Source organism: Bacillus cereus group sp. BfR-BA-01360 (assembly GCF_022663595.1).
GTDB classification, from domain to species: domain Bacteria; phylum Bacillota; class Bacilli; order Bacillales; family Bacillaceae_G; genus Bacillus_A; species Bacillus_A cytotoxicus.
Genome location: NZ_JAKUFV010000021.1, coordinates 12,026 through 30,015 on the forward strand (window position 1 = coordinate 12,026; position 17,990 = coordinate 30,015).

Genomic DNA, 17,990 nt, shown 5'->3' on the forward strand with positions numbered 1-17,990 from the left:
CCTTTTTTTGTTAGATTGTATATTTAATTTTTTGTTTTTCCTTATGACGCTCAATTGCTAAACGAATTAATTCTTCAATTAACTCTGGATATGACAACCCCGTATGTTGCCATAATAACGGGAACATACTAAATGGTGTAAATCCTGGCATTGTATTTACTTCATTAATATAAACTTCGCCATCTTTTGTTAAAAAGAAGTCAGCTCTTGTTAAGCCTGCACCATCCAAAGCTTGGAATGCACGAATTGCATCTCGTTGAATTGTAGCTGTTTCTTCTTCTGTAATTTCAGCAGGGATAATTAATGCTGTATCACCATCAATATATTTCGATTTATAATCATAGAATTCTTTCTTAGGTACGATTTCACCTACAACAGAACATTTCGGATCATCATTTCCTAAAACGCCCACTTCCACTTCACGACCGATAATATTTTCTTCTACAATAATTTTACGGTCAAATTGGAAAGCTTCCTCAAATGCTTTCTCTAATTCTTCACGATCTTTACATTTATTAATACCAACGCTTGATCCAAGGTTTGCTGGTTTTACAAAACATGGATATCCTAGCGCTTCTTCTACTTTTTCATAAGCTTCTTCACGATTTTTCTCCCATACACTGCGAACGAAAGATGTATATTTTGCCTGGTTTAATCCAGCCTCTGCAAAAATATTTTTCATCACAACTTTATCCATACCAGCAGCTGATGCTAACACACCATTCCCAACATATGGTATATTCATTAATTCTAATAGTCCTTGTACCGTTCCATCTTCACCGTTTGGCCCGTGTAGCAATGGGAAAATAACATCAATTGCTTCCTCTTGCTTAGAAGCAGGTGCAGGGATAATTTCTGTACTTAGTGATACCGGAGAAATGGCATTCGCTTCTCCACTCATTTGTAAAGCTTGCACACTTGTTACTTCGCCTTCAATGCGTTCCCCACGCATCCATTGGCCTTGCTCTGTAATATAAATTGGATGAATCTCGAATTTTTCTTGATTTAATGCTTTAATAGCAGCTAGAGCTGTTTGTAATGAAACTTGATGCTCTGCTGATTTCCCACCATATAATAAACCTAATTTAATTTTCGTCAATGAAATCACCCTAACCAATTGTTTTCATTTTTCTATTTTAGCACTTTTTATAAAAATAGGTAGTTCTATTTGAAATAAAATGAAACTTCCACAAATAATAGAAAAGCACCGTGTATTGGTTTCTCTATTAGAAGTATATAATGTGAAACTTTAATCAGTGGGGGCTTCATCCCCCACTGATTATGATCCTTCACCAATCGGGCTGTTACGGGCCTCCCTACTCCCACCTATCTTCCTTGCTTCTTTCTGAATCTTGAGGCGGGAGTCTTACTGCCCTAAAATATGAAAAATTCATTCCTTTTGTGTATGTCACCTATTCATTATAAAGATTGCTTTACTGCATTTTCCTTTTGCTTCTTTTCAACAAGATGATCTAATGATATGTATACAAGACCTGCTACTATGCAGCCTATCGCTAAAATTGTAAATAATAAGTGCCCTAATAAGCGGTCAAGTAACACACCTCCTAAAAGAGGCCCAAACGCATTCCCTGTAATCCATTGCAAACTTGCTGCACCCATATATGTCCCGCGTAAATGTTCCGGTGCTAAATTAGCAACAAATGTCATTTGTACAGGAGACATAATCATCTCTCCTAATGTGTATACAGCATATATAATTAGCAATATGATGAAGAGAACTGTCACATTGGTTCCAAAGTTGCCAAACCATTTTGGTACCCATCCTATAAAAAACAAACCAAATCCAAATAGCCACGCACCATATAACATCGTCTTCCCAACCGGCTTATCTGTTGCCCATTTAGAAATTTGAAATTGAAATAAAACAACTAGTAGGCCATTTAAAGCCATTAAATATGGGTACGGATTATTTTTCCCCAATATATCTTTCATTTCATTATCAAAATGAAGCGGGAGCATTCCCTCCGTTTGAGAAAATCCCATTGAAATAATAATTCCTGCCAACAAATAAACCATTAAAACTCTATCTTTTAAAACAACTCTCCAAACAGAACCTCTTTGCTTACTTTCACCTTTTGATTGGGCAATCTGAGCTTTCGGCATTGTTTCACGAATCAATAGGAAGACAAGTAATGCATAAAACAACATAGTAGATGCTGCAATCATAAACACAAGGTCTTTTGATAGTATAACGACCAATGAACCCAGAATCGGTCCAATTGCTGCCCCAATATTATGTCCCATCCGCAATAGACCATATGCCTCTGTTCTTTTTTCAGGTGCAGTAACATCAGCTACCATTGCAGACGCCGCTGGATGAAATAACGAGTTACTAAATCCCAAAAGAATAGATAATATAGCATAAGGAATAAATCCTTCTATAAATAAAAAGCCGAGCATCAAGAGCGCATTACTAGCCATCGAAAAAATCATAATGGGCTTTCTTCCATATATATCAGCAATTCTTCCCCCTATAAGAGAACCGATACTCGCTGCGATAGGAGAAAGCGCCATAATAATTCCTACCTGAAATAAGGAATCTACACGATCTTTTAAATACAATGCAAAAAACGGCATCAACATCATCATCGCAATTCCATTTAACGTTTCTCCTATAAATCGAATCCATACATTACGATCCATCCCTCTCAATTCACGCCATGTTTCCTTCATGTTTTTCCCCCTTTATTTAGCCATTTATTATGTTATAACAATTACAGAAAAATGTAAATTTTCAAAACACATATCCTGCTATTGTGAAAAACACACGACGCTCATCATTTATTACATCGTATGCAGCGCGTACATATTGCAGCATTACACCTCAATCAAAAATAAACAAACATTATATCCCTATATCTTTTTTTGGTTATTTTTGCTATTCTATACATTGTCGATTCCAAAAAGAAAGAGCATGTTCATTTTTTGAACATGCTCTTTCTTCTATTTAACTGTATACGAATTTTCTTCAATCCAACTATACATATACTTTTCATCTTCTATTTCATGCGCTTGTTTTACAATGCGCAGCGGACGGAATGTATCAATCATAACCGCTAATTCAATTGTTTCCTTTTTCCCTAAACTCGCTTCTGTTTTACCTGGATGCGGTCCATGAGGAATTCCACTTGGATGGAGTGTAATAGACCCCTCTTCTACCCCCTTCCTACTCATAAAGTTTCCTTCCACATAATACAGAACCTCATCACTATTCACGTTACTATGATAATACGGTGCTGGAATAGCCTTAGGATGGTAATCATATAAACGAGGTACAAAAGAACAAATAACAAAGTTATGCCCTTCAAACGTTTGATGAACTGGTGGTGGTTGATGAATACGGCCTGTAATCGGTTCAAAATCTTCAATATTAAAGACCCATGGATATAAATATCCGTCCCACCCAACGACATCTAACGGATGATGACCTAAAACATGCTTATGCATAAATCCACGTGATTTTGTCATAACGACAAATTCACCCTTTTCATCATATGTCTCCAGTTTCTCTGGACCGCGAATATCCCTCTCGCAGAAAGGGCTATGTTCTAATAACTGACCATACTCATTTCGATAACGACGCGGTGTTGTAATTTGACTATTCGCCTCTACAACAAGAAACTTAGATTCACCTTCGTCCGGAATCATTCGATATATTGTCCCGATTGGAATCGTTATATAATCTCCTTTGCGATAATGAATCGTTCCAAACATCGTTTCGATTTTCCCAGTTCCATGATGGATAAATAACATTTCATCTCCATCACCATTGCGGTAAAAATAGTCCATTTTTTCCGTCGGATGTACAACACCAATTAATAAATCTTCATTTCCTAATATAAAATTTCTACCACTTATTACATCGCCTTTCTTTTGATTCTCCTTCGTACGAAAATGACGATGCGAAAGCGCCCCCTCTTCTTCATACTGTAATTGACAAGAATACGCTAATGTAGCGCGCTCTACTTCTGTCGGCATATAGTGATGATATAAAATGGATTGTGTACCCGAAAAACCTTTTGTTCCCATTACTTGTTCACGGTAAAGTGATCCATCTTTTTTACGAAATTGTACATGTCTTTTATGGGGAAGTTCTCCCATGTGACGATAATACATGGTCATCACCTGCTTTCATCTCTTTTTTAATTGTATTACGCAGTGTACCTAATCCTGTAATTTCAAGTTCTACTACATCGCCATCTTGTAGCCACTGCTCCGTCCCTAATTCTAAAATGCATCCAGTCCCTACTGTTCCAGAACCTATTACATCTCCAGGGTATAACGTAACATTTTCAGAGGCACGCTCAATCATTTCTGCAAACGTATAATAAATATCTTGAAAATTCCCTTTGGATAAGAGATTTCCATTTACACGGGCGGTCATTTCCAAGTTATAACGATCCTGTAATCGATATATGTCCAGCTCATCTTTTGTAACAAGATAAGCACCTAATGAAGTGGCAAAATCTTTTCCTTTTGCTGGCCCAAGCCCTACTTTCATCTCTTTTGCCTGTAAATCCCTTGCACTCCAATCATTCATAATACAATAACCAAAAATATATTCTTCCGCTTGTTCACGCGGAATATCTCTACCTTCTTTCCCTATAACACAAGCAATTTCTAATTCATAATCAAGCTTTTCAGTATTCTTTGGTCCAATGACAACATGATCTGGACCGATTACAGCACGGTGATTCGTAAAATAAAAAACCGCAATATCATACCATTCAGGAACGACATCTAAACCACGACGCCCACGGGCTGTTTTGACATGTTGTTCAAAAGCATAGAAATCGCGTATACTGCTCGGATTTGGAAGTGCAGCACAAAGTTCCACATGTTCTAAAGGGTATATACCACTTGTCGGCTTTTGAATACGACGTGCAATCTCTAAGTGCTCATTCGCTTTCTCTAAAAAAGCCAGCATTGTAGAAGGAAGTACGCCACCACTTGCTATATTCATATCAATCACTTGATCGCCTTCTAGCCACCCTGCTCGCATCTCTTGTGAAGGAAGACGAAACGTAACAAATTTCATCAATACTCCTCCCTGCTTATCATCAAATAACGTATCCACCAGCAGTCCGATTTCTTACTGGTGGATATACATTTTATAGGTTTCCGCGACGTTCTTGCTCTCTTTCAATTGATTCAAATAACGCCTTAAAGTTCCCTTCTCCGAATCCACGAGATCCTTTACGCTGAATAATTTCAATAAATAAGGTTGGACGATCTACAATCGGTTTTGTAAAAATTTGTAGTAAGTATCCTTCATCATCACGGTCTACTAAAATCTTAAGCTCTTTTAATTTTTCAACTTCCTCATCGATTTCTCCGACACGTGCCGTTAATTCTTCATAATACGTATCTGGTGTGTCTAAAAATTCAACTCCATTGGCACGAAGCGCTTCAACTGTTTTGACAATATCATTTGTTAACAATGCAAGGTGTTGTACACCCTCACCATTGTAAAACTCTAAGTATTCTTGTATTTGCGACTTTCGTTTCCCTTCTGCAGGCTCATTAATCGGGAATTTAATACGACTTCCATTTGTCATAACTTTTGACATCAACGCAGAATATTCCGTACTAATATCTTCATCATCAAAATGAATCATTTGTTTAAAGCCCATAACATTTTCGTAATAGCTAACCCATTCTTCCATTTTCTCAACGTTACCGACAACATGGTCTACAGCAATTAAACCTGCTTCTTCTGATGGGACTTCGAACTCAGCTTTTTCATAGCCAGGCATAAATGTTCCTTTATAGTTTTTACGCTCTACAAGCGTATGAATTGTATCCCCATACGTACCAATTACTGCTTTTTTTATTGCTCCATTCTCATCTGTTAACTCTTCCGGAGGGGAAATTGCAACAGCACCTCGTTTCACAGCTTCTGAGTATGCTTTCTCGACATCGTCAACAAGTAGCGCAACGTCTTTTACCCCATCTCCATGAAGTTTTACAAATTCTGCGATACGATTATCACTATTTAATGCTCCAGACACAACAAAGCGCATATTTTTTTGTACAAGAACATAAGATACCTTTTCGCGGTTTCCTGTCTCTAATCCAGAATAAGCTACGATTTTGAAGCCAAATGCTCTTGCAAGATAATAACTTGCCTGCTTTGCATTTCCTACATAAAATTCTACATGGTCTACATCACGTACTGGGAAAAAATCCTCCATTTGTGCAGTCAACGCATCCATAGATTGTTGTTTCATAACTTTCTCATCCCCCTGTAAATGAATTGAATATTACATACTTACAACCATTCGAAAACTCTTTCAGATACTAATAGCAAATTAGTTAGCAAGCTAACAAATTTGCGACTTTTTAATTTTTCTATTTTTTCTGTCAAATTCCTCTTTTTTTCTCCCACATAAAATTCGACTTTTTTCTATCTAAAAGTTAGCTCATTTCCAACAAAACACTCAAAAATAAAAAAAGCTCTAACATATTATCAATAATTAATATGTTAGAGCTTTTATCTTGTTAAAATAATTGTTCGAATTAAATATGAAAAATTCTTTCTATTTCTATTCATCATACAAATACATTTGCAAGGAATACGATTAACATTGTTAACACGGCTGCCCCACTTGCTGTGCCTAAAAAATCCATCTTTGTTACTTGTAATACTTGTTCCATATTCCTCATGCTCCCTTCCTTTTATTTATATATAAAGTATAAAAATTTTATTATACTAAAACACTTGAAAGAAATACGATAAGTGCTGTTAATACTGCTGCTCCACCTGCTGATCCTAAGAAATCCATCTTTGTTACTTGTAATGCTTCTTTGTTTTCCATATTGTTCATGCTCCCTTCGTTTTGCATATGTATTTCAATTCTTACACTAAAACGTTAGCTAAAAATACGATGAATGCTGTTAATGCCGCTGCCCCGCTTGCTGATCCTAAAAAATCCATTTTCGTTACTTGTAACACTTGCTCTTTGTTCATATTTTCCCTCTCCTTTTATATGCATCTCTATATCATTTTGAAGAAATGATTGATTCATAATTTTTATCTTTTCGTTACAATAATTCGCTCGGCGTAACGTTTGTAACATTAATGTAACATAACTCCCTTTCGTCCGCAACATCATTTGCAAAATTTATGACGTTTTTTTTACAAGATAATAAAAATATCTACTAATATCCTTTTATATAAAGGATTCTATCGTTTCATTGTTTGTAATGTAAATGTAACATTTGTATTACACTCATAAAAATAAGCATACTAAAGTGAAACTTTAATCAATAGGATTTTCTTCATCTCTACTGATTATGAGCCCTCACCAATCGGTCTGTTACGGGATAAACGAATGATAGCGATTTTTTCCTATCTCTCCTTAAAATAGATTACTTCCTGACTTCTACTTTTTATCTCAAAGTTGATATATTTCCTTAACATAACTATGTATAATAAAAGCAAAGAGGTGGTCATTTTGAAATTAATCGCATTAGATATGGATGGTACACTCTTATCATCTAATCTTGAAATCTCCAAAGAAAACTTACAAGCAATTCATGCTGCACAAGAAGCTGGGCATATTGTAATGATTTGCTCTGGTCGTGCAAAAGAAGATGCTTTAAAAGTATTGGAAGAATATAAGTTATCACTTCCAGTTGGAGCAAGCAATGGGGCAATTGTATATGTGGATGGAAATGTAATTAATTCTCGCTGTTTACAAAATGATAAAGTATACAAGCTTGCAAAATTACTAGAATCTGAAGGTTTTCCATATAAATTATATACAAACCAAGGAGTCTATGCTCCTTATAATTGGAATGAACAAGTTATGCGTACATTTGAAGAAAATAAGCATGAACTTGACATTACAATAGAAGAATTGGAAAGAATTACAGAAAAACAAAAAAAATCGAATCTAATTACTGATTTTCAAAAAATCGAAGATGTTATAAGTAATGCAGACTTAGAAATATCTAAATTCTTTATTTTAACTTTCCATGCCGGACACCGCTCGGCACTACTACAAACTTTACAAAAAGATAAAGAGATTATGGTTACAGCGTCAGCACCAACAAACTTGGAAATTATGGATAAAGACGGTCATAAAGGAAATGGACTACGAGAAATGGCGGCACATTTCAACATTCCGCTTAGAGATACCGTGGCAATCGGTGATAACTTTAACGATGTGCCAATGCTTGAAATAGCAGGTCTATCTGTCGCAATGAGAAATGCCGAAGAAGATGTAAAGAAACTATGTGATGTAGTGACATTAACAAATGATGAACATGGCGTTGCGTACGCAATTAAACAATATGTATTAAAACAACCTTCATCCAGCAAGTGATAAAAAGGCTCTTTCACCATTTGAAAGAGCCTTTTTATTTACATATGATGACAAGCAACGTGATGTCCTTCCTCAACTTCTCGAAATTCTGGTACAGCTTGCTTACAAATATTTGTTGCAATTGGGCAGCGCGTATGGAAACGACAGCCTGATGGTGGATTAGCTGGGTTTGGAACATCACCTTGCAAAATGATTCGTTCACGCTTCACAGTTGGATCGGGAATTGGCACCGCAGATAATAACGCTTTTGTATACGGATGAAGTGGATTCGTATACAATTGATCACGAGAAGCTGTTTCGACAATTGTCCCTAAATACATAATCCCTATTTTCGTACATAAATGCTCAACAACGCTTAAATCATGCGAAATGAATAAGTAGGAAAGACCTTTTTTCTCACGCAACTCACTAAACAAATTAATAATTTGTGCTTGAATCGATACATCTAACGCTGCAACAGGTTCATCGGCAACAATAAATTCTGGATCTAATGCCATCGCCCTTGCAATCACAATACGCTGGCGTTGTCCTCCAGAAAATTCATGCGGATAACGATCTATATGATATGGGGCTAATCCACACAATTCTAATACTTCCAACACTTTTTCCCGAACATTTTTCTTTGTTGCTAAACCATGAACTAACATTGGTTCACTAAGCGCTTCACCAATTCGCATCCTTGGATTTAATGAACTAAATGGATCTTGGAATACAAGTTGCATATTGGGGCGATATTTTCGCAGCTTTTCTTTCGATAACAAGTGAATATCTTCCCCTTTAAATTTCACTTCACCTTCTGTTTTTGGAACGAGACGAAGAATGGTTTTCCCAATCGTCGTTTTACCACTTCCAGATTCACCAACTAGACCGAATACTTCACCTTTATTGATTGCAAAGCTAACTCCATCTACTGCCTTTACATGTCCAATTGTCCTTCTAAATACACCGCCTTTCACCGGAAAATACGTTTTTAAATTCTTTACTTCTAATAATGGTTCACTCATCTCTCAGCACGCTCCTCATATAACCAGCATGCTACTTTATGGTTATTTTCATGTTCCTTAAGGTCTGGCGCTGCATTTCTACATATATCCATACAATGCTCACAGCGACCACTAAAGTAGCAAAACTCCCCTAATCCAACTAAGTTTGGAACTTGCCCAGGAATTGAATACAGTTTATCTGTTCGTTTTCCCATTACTGGCTTTGACTTTAATAAACCTTTTGTATATGGATGCTTCGGATTTTGGAATAGCTCTAATACTTTCGCTTCTTCAATGACTTTTCCACCATACATCACAACAACATAATCCGCCATTTCTGCTACAACACCTAAGTCATGTGTAATGAATAAAATAGATGTTTTGAATTCTTCTTTGACTTGTCTTAGTAAATCTAAGATTTGCGCTTGAATTGTAACATCAAGAGCTGTTGTTGGCTCATCAGCAATTAACAATTTAGGATTACAACTAAGAGCAACCGCAATCATAATTCGCTGTAACATTCCGCCGCTTAATTCATGTGGATAGGAATGAACAATCTCATCTGCACGTGCAATCCCAACCTTCCGAATGAGTTCAATTGCTTTTTTATATGCTTCATTTTTACTAAGAAGTTCATGTTCTCGTAATGTCTCAACAATTTGTTCCCCAACAGTAAATACGGGGTTAAGAGATGTCATTGGCTCTTGAAAAATCATCGTTATGTCATTTCCTCTTAAACTACGAAGCTCCTTCTCTTTCATTCCTAACAGGCTTTTTCCTTCGTAAAGAATGTCACCACCAACAATACGACCGGATTCATCAATAAGCCCCATAATAGATAAAGCTGTTACACTTTTCCCGCATCCTGATTCACCAACCACACAAACAATTTCTCCCTCTCGAACAGAAAAGCTCACATGATTAACAGCTTTCACAATCCCCTCTTCTGTTTGAAAGTGTGTTTGTAAATCTTTTAATTCTACTATTGCTCTGCTCATTCTTTTCACCTACCGCTTCATCTTTGGATCTAATGCATCACGAAGTGCATCACCAAGTAAGTTAATTGATATAACGGTTATAAAAATAGCAAACCCTGGTGGAATCCATAACCACGGACGCTTTTGAAAATCAATTAGTGAGTTTGCTGCATGAATCATATTCCCCCATGAAGGTGTAGGTGGAACAACTCCAAGACCTAGATAACTGAGTGCTGACTCCCCTAAAATAGACCCTGCAACCCCTAAGGTAGATACAACTATCAATAACGGTAATACGTTCGGAATTAAGTGATACACAATCTTACGATAGTCTTTCAACCCTAACACATCAGCTGCTTGCATAAAGGATTGTTCCCGAAGCGACAAAATTTGTCCTCTAACAAGACGAGCGAGTCCTGGCCAACCCACCAAACTTAAAATAATCATAATGACATAAAGACGGTAGTTTGATGGGATTTTCCACTCTGATAAAATCGCTCCCATTATAATGAGTAAAGGTAATCCTGGCATTGACATTAAAATATCGGCAAGGCGCATAATAACGTTGTCAACAATACCTCGATAAAAACCAGAAATGGCACCTAATAAAGCACCTAAAATTACCGATAGAACCATTGATGCCAAGCCAATTGTTAGTGATATACGCCCCGCTTGCATAAGCCTTGTTAATACATCTCTTCCAAGTTGATCTGTACCAAGCCAATGTAACAAGCTAGGTGGTTTATTTATTAAAGTAACTTGTATTTTTCCAGATGCATATGGTGAAAAGAATGGTCCAATAAAACAAAATAAAAACATAAAAATTAATGCATAAAACCCGACTAACGCCATTTTATTTTTCTTAATTTTCCTATGGGCCTGTCGCCATGGCGACGATTCATTTCTTCTTTTCTTTTTCTTCTTTATCTCTGTAGTTGTTGTAACAACTTCCATCTCTCTCCCCCCTTTACTGCAACCGAATGCGTGGATCCACAACAGCATATACAATATCCGCTAAGAAATTTGAAACAATCGTTAAAACAGAAAGAAACATTGTAAAGCCCATTAATACTGTATAATCTCGAAAATTTAATGCCTCTAATTGAACGCTTCCAATTCCAGGCCAGTTAAAAATTTGTTCAATAATAATTGCACCAGAGAATAATCCTGGTAGTTCAAATGCAAGCAATGTAATAGCTGGTAAAATGGCATTTTTTAGTGCATGTTTATAAATAACAGCCTTCTCCTTAAGCCCTTTTGCTCGTGCTGTGCGAATATAATCTTGTCTTACAACCTCAAGCATACTTGTTCTAAAATAACGAGTTAACGACCCTACACTAAGAAGTGTCAAAATAAATACTGGTAGGATCATATGTCTAGCAACTTCTAAAACATAAGCAAAACCGGTTGAATTACTACCAACATCAATCATTCCACCTATCGGTAACAAATGAAAATCTACAGCAAAGACTTTAATCAGAAATAAGCCAATAAAGAATGACGGAAATGACATTGCAGCAAAAACTCCGACTGTCACAAGCTTATCGAATAAGGAGTGCTGTTTTGTGGCTGAAAATACTCCGACAATAAGCGCGATTAACCAAATTAAAAATAAAGCTACAATCGCTACCATAAACGAATTCCAAATAAATTTATTTAATAGCGATGTTACAGATTCTTGATATTGCAAAGAAAAACCAAAGTTCCCTTGTAATGCATTACCCAACCAATGAAAGTAACGTTCCATAATTGGTTTGTTTAACCCATATAGTTCCCTCAGCTCCGCAGCTCTTTCTGGCGTAATCTTCGGATTCGAATCAATATAATCCCCTGGTAAAAGTGCGAATAAGAAGAAGATAATAATAGATGTACCAAACAGTGTAGGGATCATTTGTAACAACCTACGAATGATATATGTTTTCACCCTTCGTCTCCCCAATCTTATGTACTTAAAATAGAAGAACATTTTTTCATTCAGCGTTTCGAATAAAAAAATGTCTTCTATTTATACGGACTTATCTTTATTTTTCAATTGATAATACAGGTAAATTAGAACTAATGCTGTCATATTTTTCAGGATCAATTCCTTTTATATTTGCGTTGTAAGCTGTAATCATTTTACGGTAGTTTAATAGAATAACAGGTGGATCATCACTTAATTCTTTATATAGTTCTTTATAAATCAGTTTTCTTTTCTCGATATCAATTGTTTCAAGCCCTTTTTGAATTAACTCATCAACTTTTTCATTTTTATATCCTAGCGTGTTTCCATCACCTTCAGATGAATAACCACTAACTGGTTCGCTTGGATCTACTGTAATTGGAGTTGCAACAGCAGCTAAATCATAGTCACCCTTGTTCACTTTTGAAAGCATCGTATTAAAATCCATAAACTCTGGGTTAAACTCAATTCCTATTTCTTTATAATTCTCTTTCGCAATCGGGATGAATAGATCGCCCTCTTTTGCTGAACTTCCACCATAATATGTTACTTTTAATTTTTGACCGTCTTTTTCCCGAATTCCATCCGAACCGACTTTCCATCCCGCCTCATCTAATAATTTCTTCGCCTTTTCTTTGTCATATTCATACTTATTAATCCCATCTTCTGTATAAGCCCACGAAGTTGGATGAATTGGTACGTTTGCTACCGTACCGTAACCTTTCAAGGCTGTATCCACATACTTTTTACGATCTAATCCATAGATAAGTGCTTGTCGAACTTTTTTATCTTTTAAATATGGCTTTTTACTATTTATTTTTATATAAGAGAATGAAGATGCCGTCTCAATTTCAATATTGGCAAATCCTAAGCCTTTTACTTGTTCTAAAATTTCATCACCTGTTCCAACACCTGTATAGTCTATCTCACCTGTTTGGAATAGTTGAAATTTCGTATCTGCTGACGTAATTTTATAAATAAAATTTTTAATTTTTGGTTCTCCTGCATAATAATGTTCATTCGCTACGAAACGAACTTCTTGCCCAGGAATATATTTTTCAAATTTATAAGGGCCCGCAGCAAGCGGTTTACCATACAGCTCTTTTAAATAATCTAAACTTGTATTTTGTTTATAGTCCTTACCGTAATATGCCTTCGATAATACTGGTCCTCCTAAAGCGAGTAAAGCTTGAGAATTTACTTTCTCTGTTGTAATTGTAATTGTTTGTGGGTCAATAATTTGAATACCTTCAATAGCATTTGCCGTCCCTTCTCTGTAATCTTTTCCCCCCTTAATCGCATATTGCAAAATAGAATCGCTACCTTCATATGCTTGATCATGTAAAAGTGTTAATGTGAATGCTACATCATCCGCTGTTAACGGTGAACCATCACTAAACTTTGCATCTTTACGCAAGTGGAATGTGTATGTTAATTGATCGGAAGAAACATCCCATTTTTCCGCTAAATCGGGAACTGGTTTCCCTTGTTTATCTGTTGTAACAAGGGAAGCAAAAATAACAGATGTTACGTTGCCATCCCAACCGTTCTCTTGAAAATATGGTAAGAAAACACCCCCTGGTTTCGAAATACCAGCAATCAGCGTATCCTTTCTGTTTTTTGCTTTGTCCGGAACTTTCGTCTTATCTGTAGCTGCGATTTTTTCAACTTTGAGATTCTTCAAGTCCTGCTGCTTGGCAGGTTCCGTTGAAACCTCTTCTTCTCCTCCCCCACAAGCGGATAATACAAGTGAACTACCTAGTAAAATCGAAAATACACTCGCCCATCTTTTTGACTTTTTCTCCATTGTCCCCACCTTAACTTTCTTAAGTATTTCTTAAATCGCCCTCAAAAACTATAAAACCCATCGGAAAAATTTGTTTTATCTTTTAAAAAATAAGTGTTCGTGAGGGGGTAATAATTTAATTCATATATTTCCGATAGGTTTTATTTATATTAGATTACACCTCTGATTATTTTTTGTCAATTCATTCTATTTAAATATTTTTAATTTTCTTTCTTATACACTTCGAAAATGAACCTTATGTATAAAATCATAAAAATTATTCTATTTTTTCTTTCCTATGCATAAACTACTAACAAATGACCAAAAAGGGGGCGAAAATATGGACAAACTATTCCAATATGTCTTGCACTATGTGGCATTGACAATCATGATTGTGGGAGCATTGCTTTTGTTCCCATTCTTTCCAAAGTTCGTCCTCTTTTTAGCATTCTTTTTCATACTTGGAATGGCTATTATTATCTCCTTAGGAGAGGACGATACACAAAAAGAAAGCAGAGCTCAGCGCTTAAAGCTGTAAACTCTGCTTTTTGTCATTCATAACGTATTCTTGTTAAACCAATGATAAAAAATACGCCTGCAAACAACAGTAATATGCAAATCTCCCCCGTTATATCAATGAAAGTTCCACCTCTTACAATTAATTCAGTAAATCCGCGCATTGCCCACGTTTGCGGAACGAATTTGGCAATTTGTTGCATCCATTCCGGTTCAATTTCAATCGGCCAATATAGACCGCTTATCATACATGTTGAAATCACAACAATATTTCCTAGCGCAGATTGTTGATCGGCTGTTTTTACAATACTCGCTACTAGCAGCGCCAATCCAATGACCGCTAACAGTAATCCCGATACAAGCATAATAATTCCCAGCATATCCCCCCATTGAACATCAAATAAACGATTCGTTAATATCATCAAGACACCAAATTGAACCCATCCGATTAAGAAGAATGACAGTATATATCCGCCTAGTATTTGAGCTTTTGATGTAGGAGTTTCAAGCAGGCGAGACCATACTCCCATTTGCCTTAGTTTCAAAATCGTCCCTGTTGCACTTAGCATAACAATCATAACAAATAAAATAGAAAACCCTGCTGCACGTCCTGCCATGTGATTCAAATTTTTCTTCCCTGCTATAGAATCTTTTTCAATTGAGACAGGTTCTACTTTTGCATGAATACTTTCATATACATCCTTCCAAGAAGTTCCCCTTGTTTGTTCGAGTTTTTTTGCTGCTGCTACCTCAATTTTCATTTTTTTAATCGTACTTTGCAGAACTTGCTCTACAGAAGAACTTCCTGTAAAATCAGCGCTTGATTGAAATTTAATTTTTCCCGACTCTCCAGCTATCACATTCTCTTGAAATCCCTTTGGAATGATAACAATACCCGAAGACTTCTTATTTTCAACTCTCTGCTTTGCTTCTTGATCAGTTCCTTTTTCAATCGTAATGAAATGATTCCCTCTCAGTTCTTGATAATACGAATGAGATAACTTTGACTGATCATAATCTACTAAACTAATCTTTACTTTTTCGTCTCCACTTCCCCCTAACAAACCTCCGAATATGAATGTAAAAATGATTGGCATTCCAAACATGAGTATATAGCTTTGCGGTTTCGTGAAAACTTGTTTTAACTCTAACGAACAAAGCGCCCAAATTTTTTTCATTTCTTCTCCTCCTATCTCATGCGTAGACGAACAGTTCCAATAATTACTGAAACAAATCCTGCACTAGCCAAACTTAAGATAACTGGAAGTAATGTACTCCAAGATGTACCCGACATAATGTTTAAAAAACTTGTCAGCGCCCATTTATTTGGAGCAATATGAGCAATGGTTTGAAGACTATCTGGAAACGCATAAAGCGGCAGCATAGATCCGCCTAATAGAGCAAGTAATTGAACTCCAATCCCCCCCATTAAATCTGCCGTCTTCTCTTCATGAATCCATGCTGCAATAAGCATCGATAATCCAGAAACACAAATGGCATAGGAAGTTCCTACTGTTATCATCTGAAATATATTCTCGCCCCAATTCACATGAAATACATAATGAGTAGCCAATACAAATACTCCAAATTGAATAAGAGAAAATAACAATGTTCCAAAGAATTTTCCTAATAAAATAGAGAATGAACTTGTTGGAGTACTGAATAACCTTGCCAACGTTTCTGTTCTTCGCTCCGTTATAATAGATTTCGCACCAACTGTTATATTAAATAATAAAAACATGACTACCATAGCTGCTGCATAATATTGCATGGCAGTGACTGTCTTTTTACCGATGGTTCCTTTTTCGACTTCATCTCTATCGGAAGTAGCTACTGTTTGTAAATTCGTACTCACTTCTTTTGCGATTTGTTCTATATTTTTAGGTTGCCACTTTGCTAACTCTGTAATGACAACCTGAGTAGAAACTGCGATGGTTTGTGCCTGTTCTGTAAAAGAACGAATAATCGATTCAGCAATTTTTGCTTGTATATCTTTTGCTGGATTCGTCATTAGTTTTGCTTCTTTTAAAGTTCCTTCTTCTATCTGTTCACTCCAGCCGCTTGGTATGATTACCCCAACATCAATTTTTTGTTTTTTTAATAATTCCTCTAGCTCACTTTGTGATGTTACCATTTCTACTTTTATATCCTTCTCTATCTCTTTTGATTGCAATATGTCTTTTCGAAGCATCTCACCAAACTCATCCGGGCCTTCTTGATAATAGCCGATTACTGTTTTAGGTAGTCCTCCGTTATCAAATATGTTACTTAGTGCCGATCCTAAAATAGCCGTGAGCAATAATGGCATTAGTAACATCATCATAACTCCGCGCCGATCGATGATACGAATCTTTACATCTTTCCATGCTACAATGAGGCTTTTCATAACATTCTCCCCCTAATCGCGAAGTGACCGCCCTGTTAATTGTAAAAAAAGGGCTTCTAAATTTGGTTCTTGCACTTCAAGTTTTAAAATTTGCGCTCGATTTTCTACCGCTACCGAAACAACAGTACCAACAGCCTCTCCATTCTGCAATCCAATATCAAAAGTATTTGTCTCCTCATGGATAACAACCCGTTCTACAGTAGGAATTGCCCTTAATTCTCTCAATAACTTCTGAGTGAAATGATTCAATTGTACTTTCACCATAAAGCCATCTGTCAAACGATTACATAGCTCTGTTTTTGTTCCTACTGCAATCACTTTTCCATGATCAACAATGGCAACTCGTTCACATAAATGCTCTACTTCTTCCATGTAGTGACTTGTATAAATAACAGTCATACCTTTTTCATTTAATTTCTTTACTGTTTCTAAAATATGATTTCGCGATTGTGGATCGATTCCTACTGTCGGTTCATCCATAATTAATAACTCTGGTTCATGCATGAGCGCTGCTCCAATATTAATTCGGCGTTTCATTCCTCCTGAAAATGTTTCAACTTTATCTTTCGCTCGATCTTGTAATCCTACATATGCAAGCACTTCATCTGATCGTTTCTTAGCAACAGCTCCACTTAATCCATACATCTTTCCCCAAAAAATTAAATTCTCTTTCGCAGAAAGCGTAGGATATAAAGCAATATCTTGTGGAACAATTCCGATTTTCCTTTTTATATCTAATGGATACTCTTGTACAGACTTTCCTCCAACTTTAATATCACCACTATCATAAGGAATGAGCCCGCAAATCATCGCTATCGTCGTTGACTTTCCAGCGCCATTTGGCCCAAGTAAACCAAATATTTCCCCTTTATGCACTTCAAAAGATATATTCTGTACAACCTCTCTCTTTCCGAAAGATTTCACAATATGTTCCACAGCTAACATGACGTTTCATCCTCCTTGCATTCATCTACAGTTCCATTGTAAAAAAATGCCCCCTCTCTTCCATCCTTCCTCAGATAGAAATGTAAAATAAAAAAGCAGCATCA

Annotated in this window: 18 protein-coding genes; 2 read left to right on the forward strand and 16 right to left on the reverse strand. The window is 36.3% G+C overall.

Annotation, left to right across the window (positions count from 1 at the left end; genetic code table 11):
- Positions 1-10: 10 nt before the first annotated feature.
- The 8 genes from MR056_RS16790 to MR056_RS16825 all read right to left on the reverse strand — a co-directional run bounded on the left by MR056_RS16790 (position 11) and on the right by MR056_RS16825 (position 6,991).
- Positions 11-1,099 carry a D-alanine--D-alanine ligase gene (locus MR056_RS16790; protein WP_011983359.1) on the reverse strand — a complete coding sequence of 363 codons (1,089 nt, stop codon included), beginning with the start codon at positions 1,097-1,099 and terminating at the stop codon, positions 11-13.
- Positions 1,100-1,419: 320 nt separating this feature from the next.
- On the reverse strand, positions 1,420-2,694 hold the full coding sequence (locus MR056_RS16795) for an MDR family MFS transporter (RefSeq protein ID WP_011983358.1): 1,275 nt from the start codon (positions 2,692-2,694) through the stop codon (positions 1,420-1,422).
- A 270-nt stretch (positions 2,695-2,964) separates the two neighbouring features.
- On the reverse strand, positions 2,965-4,137 hold the full coding sequence (locus MR056_RS16800) for a homogentisate 1,2-dioxygenase (RefSeq protein WP_011983357.1): 1,173 nt from the start codon (positions 4,135-4,137) through the stop codon (positions 2,965-2,967).
- Complete coding sequence (locus MR056_RS16805) at positions 4,103-5,059, reverse strand: fumarylacetoacetate hydrolase family protein (RefSeq protein ID WP_011983356.1); 957 nt, start codon at positions 5,057-5,059, stop codon at positions 4,103-4,105. Before MR056_RS16805 ends, MR056_RS16800 begins: the two co-directional genes overlap by 35 nt.
- A gap of 73 nt (positions 5,060-5,132) precedes the next feature.
- Entirely contained in the window at positions 5,133-6,251 is a 1,119-nt protein-coding gene (hppD, locus tag MR056_RS16810; protein ID WP_011983355.1) for a 4-hydroxyphenylpyruvate dioxygenase, read from the reverse strand.
- A gap of 322 nt (positions 6,252-6,573) precedes the next feature.
- A complete protein-coding gene (locus MR056_RS16815; protein WP_011983354.1) occupies positions 6,574-6,687 on the reverse strand; it encodes a DUF3948 family protein in 114 nt (37 codons plus the stop codon).
- A gap of 41 nt (positions 6,688-6,728) precedes the next feature.
- Positions 6,729-6,848, reverse strand: a complete 120-nt coding sequence (locus MR056_RS16820; protein ID WP_087094354.1) for a DUF3948 family protein — start codon at positions 6,846-6,848, stop codon at positions 6,729-6,731.
- Between the two features lie 32 nt (positions 6,849-6,880).
- On the reverse strand, positions 6,881-6,991 hold the full coding sequence (locus MR056_RS16825) for a DUF3948 family protein (protein ID WP_011983352.1): 111 nt from the start codon (positions 6,989-6,991) through the stop codon (positions 6,881-6,883).
- Positions 6,992-7,478: 487 nt separating this feature from the next.
- Between MR056_RS16825 and MR056_RS16830 the strand changes: the two genes are divergently transcribed.
- The gene (locus MR056_RS16830; RefSeq protein ID WP_011983351.1) at positions 7,479-8,351 is read left to right on the forward strand and encodes a Cof-type HAD-IIB family hydrolase; all 873 of its coding nucleotides are present in this window, start codon (positions 7,479-7,481) and stop codon (positions 8,349-8,351) included.
- A gap of 38 nt (positions 8,352-8,389) precedes the next feature.
- On the opposite strand, the gene MR056_RS16835 is transcribed toward MR056_RS16830, so the two are convergent.
- The 5 genes from MR056_RS16835 to MR056_RS16855 form a co-directional block, all read right to left on the reverse strand.
- Complete coding sequence (locus tag MR056_RS16835) at positions 8,390-9,355, reverse strand: ABC transporter ATP-binding protein (protein ID WP_011983350.1); 966 nt, start codon at positions 9,353-9,355, stop codon at positions 8,390-8,392.
- A complete protein-coding gene (locus tag MR056_RS16840) occupies positions 9,352-10,332 on the reverse strand; it encodes an ABC transporter ATP-binding protein (RefSeq protein ID WP_011983349.1) in 981 nt (326 codons plus the stop codon). Before MR056_RS16840 ends, MR056_RS16835 begins: the two co-directional genes overlap by 4 nt.
- A gap of 9 nt (positions 10,333-10,341) precedes the next feature.
- Positions 10,342-11,265, reverse strand: coding sequence for an oligopeptide ABC transporter permease (opp4C, locus tag MR056_RS16845; protein ID WP_011983348.1), 924 nt, complete (start codon positions 11,263-11,265; stop codon positions 10,342-10,344).
- 13 nt (positions 11,266-11,278) lie between these two features.
- The gene (locus tag MR056_RS16850) at positions 11,279-12,235 is read right to left on the reverse strand and encodes an ABC transporter permease (RefSeq protein WP_048721288.1); all 957 of its coding nucleotides are present in this window, start codon (positions 12,233-12,235) and stop codon (positions 11,279-11,281) included.
- A 97-nt stretch (positions 12,236-12,332) separates the two neighbouring features.
- Positions 12,333-14,060: an ABC transporter substrate-binding protein gene (locus MR056_RS16855; protein WP_048721285.1), complete on the reverse strand. Its 1,728-nt coding sequence runs from the start codon at positions 14,058-14,060 to the stop codon at positions 12,333-12,335.
- A 319-nt stretch (positions 14,061-14,379) separates the two neighbouring features.
- On the opposite strand from MR056_RS16855, the gene MR056_RS16860 reads away from it, so the two are divergent.
- The gene (locus MR056_RS16860; protein ID WP_041809369.1) at positions 14,380-14,577 is read left to right on the forward strand and encodes a hypothetical protein; all 198 of its coding nucleotides are present in this window, start codon (positions 14,380-14,382) and stop codon (positions 14,575-14,577) included.
- Positions 14,578-14,590: 13 nt separating this feature from the next.
- On the opposite strand, the gene MR056_RS16865 is transcribed toward MR056_RS16860, so the two are convergent.
- Genes MR056_RS16865 through MR056_RS16875 form a run of 3 tightly spaced genes read right to left on the reverse strand, consistent with a single transcriptional unit; the run spans position 14,591 to position 17,886 of the window.
- A complete protein-coding gene (locus tag MR056_RS16865; protein WP_242136591.1) occupies positions 14,591-15,733 on the reverse strand; it encodes an ABC transporter permease in 1,143 nt (380 codons plus the stop codon).
- Positions 15,734-15,744: 11 nt separating this feature from the next.
- Positions 15,745-16,941, reverse strand: a complete 1,197-nt coding sequence (locus tag MR056_RS16870; protein ID WP_048721282.1) for an ABC transporter permease — start codon at positions 16,939-16,941, stop codon at positions 15,745-15,747.
- 12 nt (positions 16,942-16,953) lie between these two features.
- Positions 16,954-17,886: an ABC transporter ATP-binding protein gene (locus MR056_RS16875; RefSeq protein WP_048721279.1), complete on the reverse strand. Its 933-nt coding sequence runs from the start codon at positions 17,884-17,886 to the stop codon at positions 16,954-16,956.
- Positions 17,887-17,990: the final 104 nt, after the last annotated feature.

What these genes read in the sequence shown, in the direction of transcription:
- MR056_RS16820 (WP_087094354.1), bottom strand. Translation starts at nt 6,848, where the DNA reads ATGAACAATATGGAAAACAAAGAAGCATTACAAGTAACAAAGATGGAT.
- hppD (WP_011983355.1), bottom strand. Translation starts at nt 6,251, where the DNA reads ATGAAACAACAATCTATGGATGCGTTGACTGCACAAATGGAGGATTTT.
- MR056_RS16805 (WP_011983356.1), bottom strand. Translation starts at nt 5,059, where the DNA reads ATGAAATTTGTTACGTTTCGTCTTCCTTCACAAGAGATGCGAGCAGGG.
- MR056_RS16815 (WP_011983354.1), bottom strand. Translation starts at nt 6,687, where the DNA reads ATGAGGAATATGGAACAAGTATTACAAGTAACAAAGATGGATTTTTTA.
- MR056_RS16870 (WP_048721282.1), bottom strand. Translation starts at nt 16,941, where the DNA reads ATGAAAAGCCTCATTGTAGCATGGAAAGATGTAAAGATTCGTATCATC.
- MR056_RS16865 (WP_242136591.1), bottom strand. Translation starts at nt 15,733, where the DNA reads ATGAAAAAAATTTGGGCGCTTTGTTCGTTAGAGTTAAAACAAGTTTTC.
- opp4C (WP_011983348.1), bottom strand. Translation starts at nt 11,265, where the DNA reads ATGGAAGTTGTTACAACAACTACAGAGATAAAGAAGAAAAAGAAAAGA.
- MR056_RS16825 (WP_011983352.1), bottom strand. Translation starts at nt 6,991, where the DNA reads ATGAACAAAGAGCAAGTGTTACAAGTAACGAAAATGGATTTTTTAGGA.
- MR056_RS16855 (WP_048721285.1), bottom strand. Translation starts at nt 14,060, where the DNA reads ATGGAGAAAAAGTCAAAAAGATGGGCGAGTGTATTTTCGATTTTACTA.
- MR056_RS16800 (WP_011983357.1), bottom strand. Translation starts at nt 4,137, where the DNA reads ATGTATTATCGTCACATGGGAGAACTTCCCCATAAAAGACATGTACAA.
- MR056_RS16795 (WP_011983358.1), bottom strand. Translation starts at nt 2,694, where the DNA reads ATGAAGGAAACATGGCGTGAATTGAGAGGGATGGATCGTAATGTATGG.
- MR056_RS16835 (WP_011983350.1), bottom strand. Translation starts at nt 9,355, where the DNA reads ATGAGTGAACCATTATTAGAAGTAAAGAATTTAAAAACGTATTTTCCG.
- MR056_RS16840 (WP_011983349.1), bottom strand. Translation starts at nt 10,332, where the DNA reads ATGAGCAGAGCAATAGTAGAATTAAAAGATTTACAAACACACTTTCAA.
- MR056_RS16860 (WP_041809369.1), top strand. Translation starts at nt 14,380, where the DNA reads ATGGACAAACTATTCCAATATGTCTTGCACTATGTGGCATTGACAATC.
- MR056_RS16875 (WP_048721279.1), bottom strand. Translation starts at nt 17,886, where the DNA reads ATGTTAGCTGTGGAACATATTGTGAAATCTTTCGGAAAGAGAGAGGTT.